Consider the following 17,147-nt stretch of genomic DNA (forward strand, 5'->3'; position numbering starts at 1 on the left):
TTGGTTGGTTGGTTGGTTGGTTCACAACAGAAATAGAGACTGGATTAAACAAAACTACAGGAGCTGCTTTGTTGAGACAGCTCCTGTAGTTTTGCTTATTACCAAATTTTGATTCTTTCTTCCGGTGACTTGTACAGTTTGTCTCCTTGTTTAACATCAAAAGCTTTGTAAAAAGCATCAACATTGATCAATGGACCAAAACTTCTAAAATATCCTGGAGAGTGTGGATCCGTTTTAACTTGGTTGACCATATATTTTTCACTGGATAGGGTTCTCCACACAGTTGCCCAGCTTAGGAAAAAACGTTGGTCTTGTGTGTATCCACTTATTTCACCTGGGTTTCCCTTATCTTTCAGATACATTTGAAGTGCGTCGTATGCAATGTTTACACCGCCTAAATCCGCGATATTTTCGCCGTTTGTAAATGTGCCGTTAACGAAAGTGCCTTTTACAGGTTCATATTTATCGTATTGAGCTGCGAGTGTTTTTGTTGCTTTTTCAAAATTGGCCTTATCTTCTGGTGTCCACCAGTCTACCAAGTTTCCGTCCGCATCAAATTGTGCACCTGAATCGTCAAATCCGTGGCTCATTTCGTGGCCAATTACGGCACCTATACCACCGAAATTGACAGCTGCGTCGGCTTGCGGGTTGAAAAATGGTGGTTGAAGAATAGCTGCCGGAAACACGATCTCATTGTTTACGGGATTGTAATAGGCATTTACTGTTTGTGGAGTCATTCCCCATTCTGATTTGTCTACAGCTTTGCCAATTTTAGCCAGATCCTTTTCATATCGCCATGTGGTGATATTTTGGAGGTTAGCATACAGATTCCCGCCTTTATTTTCAGATAGAATATTCAATTTGGAATAATCTTTCCATTTGTCCGGATAGGCAACTTTTACAGTGAATTTGTTTAATTTTTCAAGCGCTTTTCCTTTTGTAGCCGAAGACATCCAGCTCAAATCGTTGATATGGACTGCAAAACTTTTCTTTAAATAGTCGATCAATTCGACCATTTGTGCTTTAGCCTCAGCTGGAAAATATTTTTCGACATATAATTTTCCGAAAGCTTCGCCTAATGTAGAATTGATCAGTTCAAAACCTCTTTTATTTAACGCTCTTTGTTCTTGTTGACCTCTTAAATACTTACCATAAAAAGCAAATCGCATGTCTCCTAATTTTTCGCTTAAATAAGAGGCACTACCGTTGATCATATGGAATTTTAAGTAATCTTTAATAACAGGAAGGTTTTGTGCACTGACCAATTTATCGAAGTTCTTGTAATAACCTAATTCCCCAATGATTACTTTTTCTGTATTGACACCTACTTTTTTAAGGTACTCAGGTAGATTTACATTTTTAACCAAGGCGGTTAACTCTGCCATGGTCTGTGGATTGTACTGTAACGTATTATCACGGCTTTGTTCATTGGTCAAGTAGGTCTTCGCAATGCTTTTTTCGTAGTCAACGATTCCTTTTGCGGCAGCATCAGCATTTTTATAGCCTAATTCTGTTAACATGGAAGCTACATATTTTTGATACTCGGCAATAGCTTCGGTATTTTTTTCATTTTCTTTTTGATAATAATCTCTTCCTAGTCCTAATGAGGCATCTCCTAAGTAGACCGCGTTCATTTTTGAATCTTTTAAATCAGCGTAGACCCCCCAGCCATAGAAATTATTCTCACCTTCTTTCGTTACGGAAGTTAAATAATTCTGAAGATCTTTTAGGTTTTTAATCGCGTCGATTCTGTTTAAATTTCCCTGGATCGGTTTAATACCGTCTGCATTTCTTTTCTGTAAGTTCATATAAGAAGCATACAGGTCCTGTATTTTTTTGCCCTCACTTCCTTCAGGAAATTTATCTTTTAAAAGTGAGTTCAGAATTTTCATCGAATTGTTGTCCGTATCTTCTGCCAATTTATTGAAGCTTCCCCATGTGGGTTTGTCGGAAGGAATTTTAGCCGTTTTCATCCAGGTTCCGCTTACGTAGTTGTAAAAGTCATCCTGTGGACGTACAGATTTGTCCATTAAGCTCAGATCAAGTCCTTTGTCGGGTCCTGTACCTGCTGTCTGTGCTTCAGCATGCTGTGTGTAGACTCCAGCCAAGAAAATTAGGGCAAGTGTTAATTTTTTCATTGTTGTTTTAATGTTGTATGATTTTCAATAATTCAATCTGGGAGTACGCACAAATTAGGAGTAAAATAGGTCATGTTATTTGCTCCGTGTAATTCGATTTGTATCAGCCATGTCAATAATAATTAGCTGTGGTTTTTTTTAAGCTAAAAAAATCATTTACACAAATGACGGAAAATTCTAATTCAGCAACAAGTAAATCTGTGCATAATCTATAATTTTATTATACATTGACCTATGATTTTTAATGCGATCTGTTAACTGCTACCTCAATAGAATCAAAATTTCTTTCCGAATGCAAGTATCGTATGCTGGTTCGGCAGGAAATGATTGCATTTCTTTGGAGCGCGGCTGAAATATAAATCTACATAAATTGATAGATTAATTAATCACCTTAAAGCTTCCACAGTGGAATTTAGAAAAGCCGTGCGCGAATTCACTATCGAGCGCAGCAATTCTAAGACATCGTACATCGATGATGGTATTTACCTCTTATTAATTGGAATGATTTTCCAGTAGTCTTGTGAGAAGGCGCTCTATATACAGACTGTCCAGTTCTTTCCCGATAAAAACCATCGTATTCAACTTTTTATCCTCCTGTTTCCATTGGCTGCCATAACTCATTTCGATACGAGAACCTACAGCTTGAATAATGATTTTTTTGTCGCTATTTTTTTTAAATGCGATTCCTTTTACCCTGTAGATTCTGTTTGTATATTTTCCGACAAGCTTGCTCAAACCAAGGAATAAATTGACGAAATTAAACTCTTCGGCAAAGGTGTAGATTCGTGTCGAAATATCTTTGAGATGTGATTTTCCGAAACTCGATTGACCTAATATTGTCGTCTTATTGGGGGACAGGTTTTTGAGAAAAGAAAACGTTTCTATTTTCTTTGTGTACACTATATCTTCAATTATTTCAAAAGGAAATTCCATTGTTCCTTTCGAATATAAAGTTTTTGCAAGTGGATTTAGGTTCGCTAAATAATTGTACAGCGAATCTAGATAAGTTGGGTGTACATCGTTGGTTTTATTAATGATGATGGCGTCAGCCGCCATAATTTGTCTGAGTACTTCATCTCTTTCCTTGATCTGATCTTCGACAAGAGCGGCATCTACGAGACAAATAATTTTTTTTAAAGGGAAGTAGTTATGGAATATCGGGTGCGTCGTAAAGGGCTCTATAATTGCAGTCGGTATGGCTAAACCAGTACATTCGATAACCAACTCGTCAAAACTATCTTGTTTTTTATAAAGTAATTCAAGCGAACTATAGAGCTCGTCATTTAGCGTACAGCAGAGACAGCCTTCCTGAAGTGGAACAAGTTGTCCGTAATTTTCAGTCAGTAACATGCTGTCAACGTTGAGTTGGCCGATTTCATTTTCGATAATAGCAAAACGTTTGTTCGGATATGATTTCATTAGGGCGTTTAGATAAGTAGTCTTTCCGGCACCTAAAAAGCCTGTCAGTATCGTGACAGGGCGAGCATGACTTTTATTCATTTTTTATGATTAAATATGCGATATATAATTATCAGAAGTACATGGAAAATTATTCCATATGGTATCTTATTTCAATAAATTAAAGAAGTCATTTCTTTGACTTTCCGATGCGAATATCCCACTATACTCCATGGTAGTTGTACTACTGGTCGTATCTTTAACTCCCCGTGCTGATACACAGAGATGATCTGCGTCAATGAGCACAATAATATCATCCGTTTCTAAGGTCGATTTAAGTTCATTAAAAATCTGTAACGTAAGCCGTTCCTGTACCTGTGGGCGGTGTGCGTAATAATCTACTACACGATTTATCTTTGATAATCCGATTACTTTTTTCTTTGCTATATAACCAATGTGCGCTCGTCCCACAATTGGCAGAAAATGATGCTCGCAGGCTGAATTTACACGTATATTTTTCTCAACCAATAGTTTGTTGTAACCATATCGATTTTCGAATGTGGAAAGTTGGGGCTTATTGGCTGGATTGAGGCCATAGAACAATTCATTGATATACATTTTAGCCACACGATAGGGGGTTCCACTGAGACTATCATCCTGGAGGTCAAGGCCTAGTTCATGCATGATATCCTGAAAAAGCTGCGCGATCTTTTCAATTTTCTCGCTGTCGGTTCGTGTAAATGCATCATGTCGCATAGGTGTATCAATCGAAGTCATGATATGAAGATCGCCTAGATTTTCGATAGGGGAGGAGATGTCTCTTTTTAATGATGTGTTCATAAATAATTCCTTTGTTAGTGTACGCTGATTAGATATACGAAGGCTCCTGCAATTAGGAGTTGTTAACTTATTTTTATAAATATAGTGAAAAAGTAGTAAATGCAATTTAGTTGCATGTAATGTTTTTTCACTATATTTGATTGTCACATCTTTAATAGGCTATGTTTAAGAAATTTACTCTTGTTTTTTTATTCATTTTTTTAGGTGGAGAGTGTTATTCAGTCTTGGCACAAACGGGGTTGGAATCTCAGCATCTAGCAGACCATAAGCCACTCATGAATGAAGTTTGGAAAACCTTTGATACCATGTTGTATAAAGTGAACAAGAAAAATGGGAAAACGATATACACGCCATTTTTTCCCAGTAAGCTTGCAAAAATGGATGGCATGAAGGTGGAACTTCAGGGGTATATGGTGCCGCTCAAGGCAGGTCTTCGACATAACAGGTTCCTATTGTCCGTTTTACCTGTTTTACAATGCATGTTTTGTGGGCAAAATGGAATTCCACCGATGGTAGAGATTACGTTGGCTAACAACGATAAAATTTGGTTGAAGGAGAACCCTATTACTTTAAAAGGATATGTCAAGCTTAACGAAAAAGACAGGACTCGGGTTGAAATTTTTATACAAGATGCATCTATCGTAAAGTAGTAGATTGTTAACTACGCCAAATGGTCCAAAGTATGATCCCATAAACCACAACAACCAAAGCAAGCAACAAAAACAGTTCAAAGCTCGTTTCCGGGAAACCACTTGATTGTGATAGAAAGGCGGCTATTAATAAAATACCAATCAATCCGATACCGATACTTAGTATGAGTTTTCGAGGTTTATTAAATGTATTATTGATTTGGTCAGGTTCTGCTGTATCTGAAATATTGCTTTCCTCTTTCAGTACTGCTATATCCAGCTCAAGTTCCCTTGCTATAAGATTTAGGTTATAGGCCCTTGGAAGGACTTCAGCATTTTCAATACGCTGTACGGATCGCAGATTAAGCTTGACCAGATCAGCAAGTTGCTGTTGTGAGTAGCCTCGGTTTATACGTGCATTTTTGATCAGAAGTGCAATTTTTTCTTTACTTGATTTATTGGTCATCTTACGGCATTTTGCGACGTATTCAAATGTCGTAAAATTAAATGATTTAAGGCCATAGCTTTGTAGAAAAAAAGTATGATTGCTATTGTTATTGAATTGTTGGTTTCTTGGTTTTTACTAAAACACTTCTGTCACCAGGATCTTAGGGTGTTGGGCTTTTATGCGAAAGGCAAACCGTTATTTTTAAGTTTGGTTGTACCAATGTTTTATTTGGTTATCCTCTATTTAGGAATAGCCTATTTGGTAGAAAATCCTTATAAGTTTAACCCAGAGTATACACTTGGAGATTTTTTTCGAAGTCTTTATTATGTATCAAAAGCAGTTATATTTGAAGAATTGATCTTTAGAGGAGCTCTATTGTATATGCTAGTCAGTCGCTTTGGGAAGACAAAAGCTGCATTCATAACAGCCATAGCTTTTGGAGTTTATCACTGGTTTTCATATGGCATAATCGGACATGTGTTTGAAATGTCAAGAGTTTTTATGTCGACGGGTGTATTTGGTTATTTACTAGCACGTATATGTATAAAAACAGGTAAAATAATATTTCCAATTGCTTTGCATTTTGCTTATAATTTCACAACAATGGTCGTATTCTCAAAGGAAAAAAATATTGGATTGCAACTTTTGGTAAAAGCTCATGCCGTCGATCCGGTTAGACCTGAAGGAATATTTCCGCTGTTCATTTTCGTTATTTACTATGTAGGCTTTCCAGTATTGTGTTATATTTTCCTTAAATCGTTAAAAAACACGAATGGCTGGTCCTGATCTTTTAATTTTTCCATTACTTACTTGTTGAGCAGATGCTATTAAAAATATATTTTCCGATCGATTGCCTACTATTGACTAATAATCGCTACACTATCTTTAGGAAAATGATTTTGCAACCATTGTTGTAATTTTTCGTGTTGCGCTAATGGAAGTGGGGTCTTGGTAGCGTATATAAATGCTACGATCCTGGCGACGCTATCGGCCTTTGCATAATGTTGTTGGACACCAATGCTATAGGAATTCAGTTCGGGCAATAATACAGCGATATCGCGATCAAGTTGCGGACTGGCCAACTGGTATTTAGCTAATTCATTGTTTAGGGCGCGTATCGTGAGATCCTTTTCACTTACAGCTGCTGTACGTCTGTCTATTTCGCTTAGAATACTCGATTTTAAATCTAAACTATCCTGATGAATGACAAGGTTAGTATTGGTAATACCAAATGATTCCATTACACGCTGTAAAGATTCTACCTCTTTGTCACTGAATTTTTTTGATAAAAAGGCAAGTTCAAGTTTCTTTGGATTACTATTCATCTCCAGCTTTTCATAGATAACGGTGTAACCTTTGTTGCTGAGTTCCTGTTGAACAAATTGGTTTACCTTGCTGGTGTATTTTTTTTCTTGCAGTAGATTGTATGCAAAATAGACACTTGGCAATACAAGAATAATCGTGATGATGGTAATACTTTGAGTAATTCTTTTTTCGCGTTTTTTATCGATATAATGAGTTTTGGGGTAACGCAAATATTTGACAATGATAAATGTAGCAATGCAGATAAAAACACAATTGATGATGTATAGAAATAAAGCACCCGCAAAATAACTGAGATTACCGATAGCTAATCCGTAGCCTGCAGTACAAAGTGGGGGCATCAAGGCTGTTGCTATGGCAACGCCAGGAATAGGATTACCTTTGTCTACCCTAGTAATAGCGATAACCCCTACTAAACCACCAAATAGTGCAATCATTACGTCATAGATATTGGGCGATGTACGCGCTAATAATTCGGATTGCGCTTCCTTGAAGGGGCTTAAAAGAAAATAAATATAAGAAACAACTAAGCTTATTAAAGTTGCTATCAATAGATTTTTTAATGATTTTTTTAAGAGGGGAAAATCAAATGTCCCCAACGCAAATCCAGCTCCAACAATCGGGCCCATTAATGGAGATATAAGCATAGCACCGATAATTACCGCTGTAGAATTTACATTTAGCCCTACAGATGCAACCACAATTGCACATGCTAGAATCCATGCATTAGCACCGCGAAAAGAGATATTGCTCACAACATTTTCTAGAACAGCCTCCTTTCGGTCTTCTCCCTGATGTAGATCGAAAAATCTCAATATTTTATTCATTAGCGTATTAATATAGCGGCTCAGCAATTATTCAGCAATTATTAAGACGCTAAAATTATGCCGATTTTAGTCCTCTGTCGTAATTCTGCTATACAAAGTCTTTACGGACAAAAACACTCGTTAATAACGTGAAATCCATTTTTCATTTGGCTGAAATCCCGGGTGACCGGCAGATATCGTTGTCTGCTTTAGGTTGCTGATACTTTATTTTACCTCATATTTATCGGGTATTTAGCACATTTAAATTTTTTAAGTTAGGTTGATCTGGTGGTCGGTAGATCGGCTTTTCAAAGGGGATTAGCATGCTATTTATGGATAATTGTGAAGAAGATTTTGTTGATTCCTTATAAAATATTATCTTTTAGTAATTTTAGAACTTAGAAACACGGAAGAGAAATGTCATTAATAGATTTATCAAAACGCGTGGCGTTGGGAATAGATATCGGTGGAACCAATACAAAATTTGGTGTGGTCAATCATCGGGGCGAAGTACTTGAAAAAGGAAGCATAAAAACAGATGCTTATCAAACGGTGGAAGAGTTTATTGATGCGTTGTACGAGAAAGCTTATCCCTTAATTGAAGCATTTGGTGGTGAACAAAGCTTTGATGGAATTGGTGTCGGCGCGCCTGATGCTAATTATTACACTGGGACAATAGACCACGCTCCCAATCTCCCTTGGAAAGGTGTGATTCGATTTAGCGATTTAATGACGGCCAAATTTAAGATTCCCTGCACCATTACCAATGATGCAAATGCCGCTGCTTATGGTGAAATGCTTTTTGGTGCGGCACGCGGCATGAAAGATTTTATTATGATTACCTTAGGCACGGGAGTAGGAAGCGGCATAGTGGCCGGAGGGAAGCTTATTTATGGACACGATGGCTTTGCTGGCGAATTGGGCCATACCATTGTCAAACCAGGAGGACGAAAACATTGGAGTACGGGTTCTGAAGGAAGTTTAGAGGCTTATGCATCTGCTACGGGAATCACCATTACAGCCAAGAAAATGCGGGCCGAATTTCCGGAATCGATGTTGAATCAATTCCCTGAGGACGCGATCAATTCGAAGACAGTTCATGAATGTGCGCTCAAAGGGGATGCGATAGCCATTGAGGTATTTAGGTATACTGGGCAGAAACTAGGTGAAGCATTAGCAAATTTTGTGATGTTTTCTTCTCCTGAAGCAATTCTACTTTTTGGAGGAGTAATTAAGGCCGGTGATTTTATCTTAAAACCCGCGAAACTCCATATGGAAAGAAACCTTTTTCCTTTGTTTAGAAACAAAGTTAAACTGGTCTTTAGTGAATTGGAAGAGGCTGACGCTGCTATTCTTGGTGCAAGCGCATTGGTCTGGGAAAAATAATATATTGGTTTGTTCTCAAGGCAGAATTACCGCTTATCGGGACTGTTGTGTTTTGAGAACAACTTGGTTAAATCGCTAAAATACAACGGCACTTTCACAGAATATATATGATCTTGTTGTCGGGGATTTATGGAGAAATAACTGACCATTTAATTTATTATAGCGACTGTTATCTTTTTTTGAGAAGCTAAAGGCATAGTCTTTGCTAATAAGTTCTTTTAAACTTAACACTATTCCAAATGAAAAAGACCATTTTTCTCCTTCTGTTGCTGTGTACAGCTTTATTCTCAAAAGCAGATCAACTTCAGGCCTTGACACAAAAGCAAGCCGAAACGGCCGTTGCATACCTTAAAAAAGAACCCATCGTTATTTTATGGTGTAGCTGTTGTGATAATCAAATACCCAAAAAGATTACTGTTCAAGAAGTATATTTCAAGGCATATCCGGATGGAAAATATTATTCTGTGGTTGTAAAAGGACGGGATGAAAGTGGGGCCGAAGTAGAGGAATATGTAGACTTGGCTTATGTGTTCGTAAAAAAAGGTAAAAAAGCGAAAAGCTTAGGAAAAGTGTTGAAATATGAGTGTGACCCTTGTACAAAACCATTTGACTGGGCGGCTTAAATTCTTGACGCGACATATTATCGCTAATCTATTCTGTTTGCTTCAAGAAATTATACCCTCAATGGTGATAACTTAGCATCAAAAAGTACTGGTCAAGAAAAAATCCCAAGCTGAAAGCTTGGGATATTGATAAGTGCGGAAGAAGGGACTCGAACCCCCACGCCTTGCGGCGCCAGATCCTAAGTCTGGTGCGGCTACCAATTACGCCACTTCCGCATTAGGATTTCTTATGATGTCGCAAATATAAAAACCAAAGTGCTATCTTGCAAATCGATAAGCGAGATTCCTCCTCCTAAATACGGATCATCCTGTTTATGAATGGAATATTTTTCAATAGGATCCTTGTTTCTTTAATCATGTGATCAGCAGACGGCTTGTTTATCCAATTTTTTGATGAAATGCTTGCTGTCCTAATCAAGTTTTGTTAAGGCCTTTGAATTTCGTAACAAAAATACATATTGAAAGAAGTCTGTTGTATGATTCGTTTCAGCAGGTATGATATTTTCGCCAAAAAGCCGTGATTTTACAGTTATTAAATCTTGAGAAGTAGCATAAGGTGAATGTGCTGCATTGAGTTTAAATAACGATATACTATTTGGTCGACTTAATTCTTTTAGATCCTGAATGCCTTTCACGAGCATAAGTGGGCCATCTGCATTTACCCATTCTACTTTTTCATCTTCAGGGGTTGGAAATTGAGGATTCTTTGGAAAATACATTTCACTAGCAATGGTATAACTAACAAAGCTAGATACTTTATAGCCGCTACTTTTCAAGCGTGTAGCAAAAGGATCATTGGTTGCATCCTTTCCTTTTTGTAAAACATGAAAAAAACCAAATAGTCCATATAGTTTTTGACCATCAATATGGTGATTTTTAATATAATTTTCCAAATTTAACAGCATAGCTGAATCCCTGGATACGTCAGATTTATCCGCTGTAAAGCTTTTGTCTATGCCAATAACAGTGATTTTTGCCGAATCGGCAAGGTGGCGGTTATAATCATAAATTTCGACCCATTTTTGATATAGCTCTAAACTAGACTGTTGCGGGATACGTTTGCGAATGGAGCGAACCACATCTTTCAGTAGGGCGTTATCTTTTAGCGGCTTGGATAAAAAGCTGTTTAGTTTGTTGGCATTTGTACTATCCATCTCAGCAATGTAATATTTAACACCGAGCTTTTTGTTCAAATAAAATAACAGCTCTTTGTCCAACTTTTGATTGTCTGCGTAGCCATGAATTTCCCCGAGTAAAAAAATATCCGAATTATAGAAACTATTGTCGAATAGAGAATCTACAATACGATCCTTAATCTCCGTTTTATGAAGCTTGAGGTACGCTATATTTTCCGCGTTGGTATTTCCTATAAATATCCGATTGGAAATGAAAAAATAGAGGAATAATAGCCCAATAATAGCCAGTATAGAAAAAAATGTAATCTTAATAAATTTAAAAAACTTTTTCATAAATGAGGTTTTGGCAAAGGTATTATTTTTCAAGGAATGAACCAATAAGTATCCATGCATATAATTAAAATATATGTATTGGTGTTTTTAAAAATTGGTTCATTCTTTAATAGAATTGGGTCATTTTTCAATGACTATTTCCATAGGACGATTGTTGGCGCACAGTGAACCGCTGCGGGCTTATTTTACAGTTTTTTGTACAATAACAGCGATTTTGTAGTTACCCCGTAGCGTTTGTGTCCCTTGTTCCTTGTTCGGATAAGGGGCGATATCCTGTAATGAAATGGTATATCCGTTGGTGTTGGCAGTTCTTTGGTAACCTCTATCCTGTAGGTCTATTGTTGCGAGCTTTATTGTCGTGGGTTTAGTTGCTTTCTCTACGATCTCAATTTCTGCTACTGCAACTCCAGACCAGATACAGTTGACGCCTTCAGGGCAACGGCTATCTTCTGAAATACCATTAAATTTGATCTTGATCGGATATTCTCGCAATGATTTTCTTTGCCCCTCAGCTAAGGATACACTTTCTCTCTCTGTTCTATTTCCAATATTTTCCTTTTGCGTTGCACAACCCGCTAGCGAACAGAATCCTAGCCCAATAATAATCGTTTTATAATTCATCATCTTCACCGAAATAAAACTAGTATAAATGTTATCCAGTTATCTAGTCATTACTACCAAAATTAAGCCATATTTAAGAAAACGTGCTAATCTTTCGACTCTTAATAGCGCTAAGCTCCCACTTGAATCATTGCTATGGATTTTGAGCGATTATTGCTGTGGTCCATTTTCATCATGATCTGGCTTTTCAGATTCTTCACAGCGCGAAAAAAATAGACTGGTAATTGACAGTTTTGATGGATCGAATTGTTCGTCTTTCAGAAGCAACAGATTCTGACGGATGTATTTATTTAAGTATCGATCGTCTTGCTCAGGATTGCCCGCAAAATAGGCCTCATTGTCTGATGCAAACTTACTTACATATCGATTGTTGACGGTATCCAAGACGTACTGTTCGAGGTCAGGATAAAATAGGGTATAATATGCGTTACTAAATATTGCTAGGGGGTCAATATAATTTGCCTGATCATAATCCTTCTTCATGGTCAATATTTCGTGCCAGTGTTCTTGATTTGAACCGTCTTGATTTTCTTTTAAAAAACCTCTTTCTCCACCGTAATTGGAGAGTCTGATGGCTAATTTATTCCCTTCAGCCAAATATAGGAAAGCGCTGAAATGTTGACGTGCACGTTGGGGTCTGTTATAAACAGCTATAAAATCATTGAATTTTTCTTCATTGCTATACTGAAAGACTTGATAAGTACTGTCATGTTCCATAAGCTGGTTTTGTACAATAAATTTAAGCGATTGAACCGGTTTGGATTCCTGATGAACAAAAGGGGGGCTGAAACAGTTTGCCTTGTCATTGAAAACCCGATGTGTACTGTCATTATCAAATTGTACATAGGTTTTACCTTCTTCAAAACCTGCCAAATTGATACAAGTACTGTCTGTGAAATTAGGCTTGTGACGCCCTACAGTTGAAATAAAGGGGCTTCATCTGGATAGAAAAGCAGGTAGTCTTTTTCAAAAACATAGAAGCCGAAAACAGATGTAGCATAACCATATAACAGAAATCTGCCATCTTCAAAAAGACAAATCCCGCTATTACCACCATACTGTCCACTGATGGTCTTTGCCTTATCTTTTCCGTTTGGAAAATAGTGCGTGACTTGCTGTGCTTTACTATTTGTTACCATAAGGATAAGACTAATTAAGCCTAGAATTTTTTTAATGAATGACGTGCTTTTACTTTCTTTCCGCATATCTTTTGTTATTTATCAAATTTAAACCATTGTAACACTGGTTCAATGGTGGTATTTACAATCCGTGCAGGCATTTTACGATTCGCCGAAACCTGTAATGGGGCAAACTAACACATATTCTTTCGCTTGGTAAATTAGCGGTTTTATCCGTCGTATTTTCAACTTACATTAACATCTTTTTTCCACCTATTAGAACAAAATATACCCCACTTAGACCGCTGGTTCGAATATCTTTGATTCTCGTCTGATGAACACTTCGCCTGCTTTGAATGTTCATGGAAATTTATGATGATTTTATTATAGCCAATAAGATAAATAGATGTCAACACTAACCCGTATAAATGCATATATGCATCTCAAAAAACATATTCGAATGAATGTAATTGCAGATCTTGATATGAGTATTTTCTATTTTAAGAAAAGACCTTTGATCGTGATGGATTTGTCAAATGAAAAGATATATTTCAATGATAGTGGATTAGAATGGTTGCGTTCAGAAAAACAAATAGTGCAGCCTGTTCAATGGACTCGGAGTAAGTATCTTCCCTCCAAAAATTGGGCAGGTATAGCTGTACATAACGTAAAGAATGACTTGATTATTCAGCTAATTGACGAATTTTACTTGGCTACATGTGAAATGCTGTCGATAAATCCAATTTCCAAGGAAAATTCGTCCGACAAAATAAAGCTTTAGACAGATTTTAATAGATTTAAATGTGATTCGTCCTCCCAGGCGGAATCAAATCATGAAAAACTAGCATTGAAAATTAGAAATACAAAAAAGAGTAAATTAGTACGATATGGTGGAAGCAAATCATGCATTGCGTATTAAAATATAAATAATAATGAGGATTAACAGAAAATAGGCTAACTTATATTAGGTATTTTAACCTGTTTTATAGGTACTTTAACTTGTTTTGTCTTTGCTGCTTTTTTTTAAATTTTTAATTTTCATCTTTAGCGTATTATAAACGTAAAATTTGAGTCCATTACACAACCTTTCTGAAGAAACATTGATTCTTTTATTGAAAAAAAAGAATCAACAGGCTTTTAGTTATCTTTATGATCACTATGCCGATGCACTCTTTGGTGTGGTTTGTCGTATCGTGGTCTCAACGGAGCATGCGGAAGAAGTCATCCAAGATGTATTCGTCAAAATTTGGCGATATATCGATGTTTTCGATGCAGAAAAAGGCCGCCTTTATACCTGGATGATTAACATTGCCCGCAATACAGCCCTCGATCATCGAAAATCAAAAGCTATCGTAAACGAGCAGAAAAACCAACCGCTCTCAAATATCGTAAATAGGGAGGAAGAACAAGATCTAAGTCAGGGCGAACAACACACGAAAGCAGATTTTATTGGATTTAAAAATATTTTAGATAAATTGAAGCCGGAATGGCGAATCTTGATTGAGATGGCCTACTATGAAGGATATACACAACAAGAAATCGCTGAACAGCTTGATGTGCCGCTAGGAACAGTAAAAACACGTACCAGGGCAGCTTTTATACAATTACAACAATTACTAAAAGAGTACCGCTAGTTTTGGATATTAGAGCATACATATCGTCGGGGATTATTGAATCGTACGTTTTGGGACTTGCTTCTGAAGAGGAAGTGAGCATCTTGAATTGTATTCGAAAAAATAATAGCGAAGTGGAACAAGCCATCATCGAAGCAGAGATTGCACTCGAAGATTTGGCCGATAGCCAAGCGATAGAGATGCCTATGCAATTAAAACAGGATATATGGAATAAACTCATTGCAGAAAATCTAGTACCAAACGAAGATCATAAAATTGATGAAACATTAGTACCTTCTTCTACGGACCATAACGACGTAATTGTTATGGATACCGAAAAGAAAACGCTTGTTGCTCGATCATACAAGTGGACTATTGCTGCAAGCCTATTGTTAGCCGTTAGTATTGGTGCTAATATCTTCCTATATCAACGTAAACAAGATACAGCGAATAAGCTAAATCAGACGACGTCCTTACTTGATGCTGAGCAGGCAAAACTTGCTACCCTACAGGATAAATGGGCTCTCGTTCAAAATCCAGCAATAAAAACAATCCCTCTGAAGGGGGTAGAAACTAAACCCGATTACCTTGCTTTGGTATTCTGGGATCAAGTATCAAAGACGGTTTATCTGAGTATTGAGCACATGCCTGTTGCACCCAAAGGTAAGCAATATCAACTGTGGGCAATGGTCGATGGTAAACCTGTTAATGCCGGTGTTTTTCCACTTGACTTAAAAGGAGATACAGCAAGTAAGATGCTGGATATTCCAAAGGCCCAGGCTTTTGCTATTACCCTCGAAGATGAAGGCGGCAAAGATGTACCGACACTCACAGCATTATGTGTAATGGGGAGTATATAAAAAACAATGCCCTGATGGGATAAACCGATCAGGACATGCTAAAAACAGGTAAACTACGTCTTTTGTTAGGATTTTATAAAAAGACCTGCAATATTAAGTACAGCTTCTGCAGTTAGAGGTTCATCGAAAGACTGGGTTGCTGCATTGGTCGAAATTTTCCCCATGGCACCTGCCAATGTTGTAATATCCACTCCCGCTTGTGTTATATTATTTTCGCCTGCATATACCGGATCGACAACTGCGCCAATACCACTGTCATTACTTCCTGTAATCCAAGGTTTTTGATTGGCAGCTCCACCTCCGCGAGCACGACGCATTTGGCGGATATGAGAGGCATGTCGTGCCTCAACAGAATGGATCTGAAGCGCCGCAGTCAGTACAACACGATTGCCGAGTAAAATTCCCGCTTGCCCTTTATAAGCTCTTACCCCGGTGTCTTCAAATGCTTGTGCGATAGCTAAAAATGTGTCGTAGTCACTGAAAACATTGCCGAAAGTCCCCCCAGCGGTGAAATCAAAGGTTGGCTTTGAAACAGCTTTATTGCCTAATACCTGTTTAAGAAAATTCACATGTGCAATTTCATGGTCACGAATGGTGGTTATCGCACCGAGTGGTTTACCTGTGGGGATAAGACCTGCTTTGGCAACAGCCATAGTGTAGTATTCTGCTTCGAGATATTCCAAAGTCAACGCATAGTTGAGTACTCCATTGACATCTGTGGGAGCCGTAGCACCATAAGCTTTTTTAAAGAGCTCACCTATCATAAAGGGCAGGGCAGCCAAAGTTATTTTTTTGCTCATTGAAGCCAAACTTTTAATTGCTTCGCGACGAGGGCTGATGCGATCGCTGAATTCAGGATCTACAGCATTTATTTGTTCAAAAACGTTTAAGAGATTCATGATAATCAGTTTTTAGGTGAATTAATAAGTTGGTAGATCGCTCACATCAATCTTAGATTTAATAAATGGCGCTGCGGCACTAAGGACAACGCTTGGACTCTTTGCGACATCAAGACCATTTGAATCCACTACTTCCTGATTGGCAAAGCTACCATTGTCGATCATATCCCTGACCCAGGCGGCATGTCTAGCTTCAACAGACACGATCTTGCCAGCCAACAGTAAATAATTGACATCTTTTATTAACCATCCAGCACCATTGTAGGCCGAAACGCCAAGATCTTCAAATGTTTTTGCTGTTGCCAGTACCGTTTCGCGGCTGCTGAAATTGATACCGCCTAAATTAAATTCAAGACTTGAAATGGCTTTGGCCCCTAGGGCTACCTTGAAAAACTCACGATGAGCAATTTCATGATCACGGATATCCGTAAAAAAAGTTTTTTCCATGTCCGTCATGCCACTATAGGGGTTGTTGACTAGCTGGATATAAAATGCAGCTTCAAGTTGTTCAAGTGCATAGGCATAATTTAGGATGGCAATGTCGCCGCTACCAAAGTACATGCCCTTACCACCGTTATCCATGCCATCATCGTGGTCTTTTTTGCAGCTCGACATACCCAGGATGGCTAATGTAGCAGCACTGGCTCCTGCATATTTTAAAAAATCTCTTCGTCTGAGATCTCTTTTGTCCATGTCACTATTGGAGTTCAATAGTGTTTCGTTGTGGGAGGTTATCTTTTCCATAACAAAAGTCTTTTAGTTTATAATTTTTTTCTGTACTTATACCCATTTACGACTTTTTGGAAAGCTTGGATTTCATAAATTCTTTTTTTTTAAAATATATTTTTGGCATTGAAAAACCGATATAATCTTCTCCCTTTTGGGAACCGAAGGCAGCACGGCGCTTATTATCGGTGATCTTTTAATCTAATAGTTTGTTTTTTATTTAAAACTATTTTAATACAGCGGTGTTCAT

Annotated in this window: 18 protein-coding genes and 1 tRNA gene; 7 read left to right on the plus strand and 12 right to left on the minus strand. The window is 37.6% G+C overall.

Annotation, left to right across the window (positions count from 1 at the left end):
• Nucleotides 1-98: 98 nt before the first annotated feature.
• The 3 genes from B2O97_RS05105 to folE all read right to left on the minus strand — a co-directional run bounded on the left by B2O97_RS05105 (nt 99) and on the right by folE (nt 4,376).
• The gene (locus B2O97_RS05105) at nt 99-2,138 is read right to left on the minus strand and encodes a M13 family metallopeptidase (protein WP_112375862.1); all 2,040 of its coding nucleotides are present in this window, start codon (nt 2,136-2,138) and stop codon (nt 99-101) included.
• A gap of 492 nt (nt 2,139-2,630) precedes the next feature.
• Entirely contained in the window at nt 2,631-3,638 is a 1,008-nt protein-coding gene (locus tag B2O97_RS05110; RefSeq protein WP_070566891.1) for a CobW family GTP-binding protein, read from the minus strand.
• A 66-nt stretch (nt 3,639-3,704) separates the two neighbouring features.
• Entirely contained in the window at nt 3,705-4,376 is a 672-nt protein-coding gene (gene folE / locus B2O97_RS05115) for a GTP cyclohydrolase I FolE (protein WP_112375863.1), read from the minus strand.
• Nucleotides 4,377-4,537: 161 nt separating this feature from the next.
• On the opposite strand from folE, the gene B2O97_RS05120 reads away from it, so the two are divergent.
• Nucleotides 4,538-5,026 carry a hypothetical protein gene (locus tag B2O97_RS05120; protein WP_112375864.1) on the plus strand — a complete coding sequence of 163 codons (489 nt, stop codon included), beginning with the start codon at nt 4,538-4,540 and terminating at the stop codon, nt 5,024-5,026.
• A 7-nt stretch (nt 5,027-5,033) separates the two neighbouring features.
• Here B2O97_RS05120 and B2O97_RS05125 read toward each other — a convergent pair whose 3' ends face one another.
• On the minus strand, nt 5,034-5,471 hold the full coding sequence (locus B2O97_RS05125) for a helix-turn-helix domain-containing protein (RefSeq protein WP_070566885.1): 438 nt from the start codon (nt 5,469-5,471) through the stop codon (nt 5,034-5,036).
• 75 nt (nt 5,472-5,546) lie between these two features.
• On the opposite strand from B2O97_RS05125, the gene B2O97_RS05130 reads away from it, so the two are divergent.
• A complete protein-coding gene (locus B2O97_RS05130; RefSeq protein WP_112375865.1) occupies nt 5,547-6,239 on the plus strand; it encodes a CPBP family intramembrane glutamic endopeptidase in 693 nt (230 codons plus the stop codon).
• 71 nt (nt 6,240-6,310) lie between these two features.
• Here the strand turns inward: B2O97_RS05130 and B2O97_RS05135 are convergent, their stop codons facing one another.
• A complete protein-coding gene (locus tag B2O97_RS05135; RefSeq protein WP_286767056.1) occupies nt 6,311-7,603 on the minus strand; it encodes a DUF389 domain-containing protein in 1,293 nt (430 codons plus the stop codon).
• Nucleotides 7,604-7,999: 396 nt separating this feature from the next.
• Between B2O97_RS05135 and B2O97_RS05140 the strand changes: the two genes are divergently transcribed.
• The gene (locus B2O97_RS05140) at nt 8,000-8,968 is read left to right on the plus strand and encodes an ROK family protein (RefSeq protein ID WP_046675099.1); all 969 of its coding nucleotides are present in this window, start codon (nt 8,000-8,002) and stop codon (nt 8,966-8,968) included.
• A gap of 239 nt (nt 8,969-9,207) precedes the next feature.
• A complete protein-coding gene (locus B2O97_RS05145) occupies nt 9,208-9,591 on the plus strand; it encodes a hypothetical protein (RefSeq protein WP_046675100.1) in 384 nt (127 codons plus the stop codon).
• A gap of 134 nt (nt 9,592-9,725) precedes the next feature.
• Here the strand turns inward: B2O97_RS05145 and B2O97_RS05150 are convergent.
• The 5 genes from B2O97_RS05150 to B2O97_RS05170 all read right to left on the minus strand — a co-directional run bounded on the left by B2O97_RS05150 (nt 9,726) and on the right by B2O97_RS05170 (nt 12,820).
• Nucleotides 9,726-9,807 (minus strand) — tRNA-Leu (locus B2O97_RS05150).
• Between the two features lie 194 nt (nt 9,808-10,001).
• The gene (locus tag B2O97_RS05155) at nt 10,002-10,745 is read right to left on the minus strand and encodes a hypothetical protein (protein ID WP_256604488.1); all 744 of its coding nucleotides are present in this window, start codon (nt 10,743-10,745) and stop codon (nt 10,002-10,004) included.
• 495 nt (nt 10,746-11,240) lie between these two features.
• Nucleotides 11,241-11,684 (minus strand): hypothetical protein, encoded by a 444-nt coding sequence (locus B2O97_RS05160; RefSeq protein WP_115050140.1) that lies wholly within the window; start codon nt 11,682-11,684, stop codon nt 11,241-11,243.
• A gap of 147 nt (nt 11,685-11,831) precedes the next feature.
• Complete coding sequence (locus B2O97_RS05165; RefSeq protein ID WP_286767057.1) at nt 11,832-12,554, minus strand: hypothetical protein; 723 nt, start codon at nt 12,552-12,554, stop codon at nt 11,832-11,834.
• Nucleotides 12,555-12,595: 41 nt separating this feature from the next.
• Entirely contained in the window at nt 12,596-12,820 is a 225-nt protein-coding gene (locus B2O97_RS05170) for a hypothetical protein (protein WP_286767058.1), read from the minus strand.
• Between the two features lie 439 nt (nt 12,821-13,259).
• Between B2O97_RS05170 and B2O97_RS05175 the strand changes: the two genes are divergently transcribed.
• The 3 genes from B2O97_RS05175 to B2O97_RS05185 all read left to right on the plus strand — a co-directional run bounded on the left by B2O97_RS05175 (nt 13,260) and on the right by B2O97_RS05185 (nt 15,272).
• Nucleotides 13,260-13,580 carry a hypothetical protein gene (locus B2O97_RS05175; RefSeq protein ID WP_146753153.1) on the plus strand — a complete coding sequence of 107 codons (321 nt, stop codon included), beginning with the start codon at nt 13,260-13,262 and terminating at the stop codon, nt 13,578-13,580.
• A gap of 286 nt (nt 13,581-13,866) precedes the next feature.
• The gene (locus tag B2O97_RS05180) at nt 13,867-14,433 is read left to right on the plus strand and encodes an RNA polymerase sigma factor (RefSeq protein WP_112375870.1); all 567 of its coding nucleotides are present in this window, start codon (nt 13,867-13,869) and stop codon (nt 14,431-14,433) included.
• 2 nt (nt 14,434-14,435) lie between these two features.
• A complete protein-coding gene (locus B2O97_RS05185; protein WP_112375871.1) occupies nt 14,436-15,272 on the plus strand; it encodes an anti-sigma factor in 837 nt (278 codons plus the stop codon).
• A gap of 65 nt (nt 15,273-15,337) precedes the next feature.
• On the opposite strand, the gene B2O97_RS05190 is transcribed toward B2O97_RS05185, so the two are convergent.
• Entirely contained in the window at nt 15,338-16,072 is a 735-nt protein-coding gene (locus B2O97_RS05190) for a ferritin-like domain-containing protein (RefSeq protein WP_312440498.1), read from the minus strand.
• Nucleotides 16,073-16,192: 120 nt separating this feature from the next.
• Entirely contained in the window at nt 16,193-16,915 is a 723-nt protein-coding gene (locus tag B2O97_RS05195; RefSeq protein ID WP_046675105.1) for a ferritin-like domain-containing protein, read from the minus strand.
• Between the last annotated feature and the right edge of the window lie 232 nt (nt 16,916-17,147).

Origin of the sequence: Sphingobacterium sp. UBA865 (genome assembly GCF_002295765.1) — a bacterium.
Taxonomy (GTDB): Bacteria; Bacteroidota; Bacteroidia; order Sphingobacteriales; family Sphingobacteriaceae; genus Sphingobacterium; species Sphingobacterium multivorum.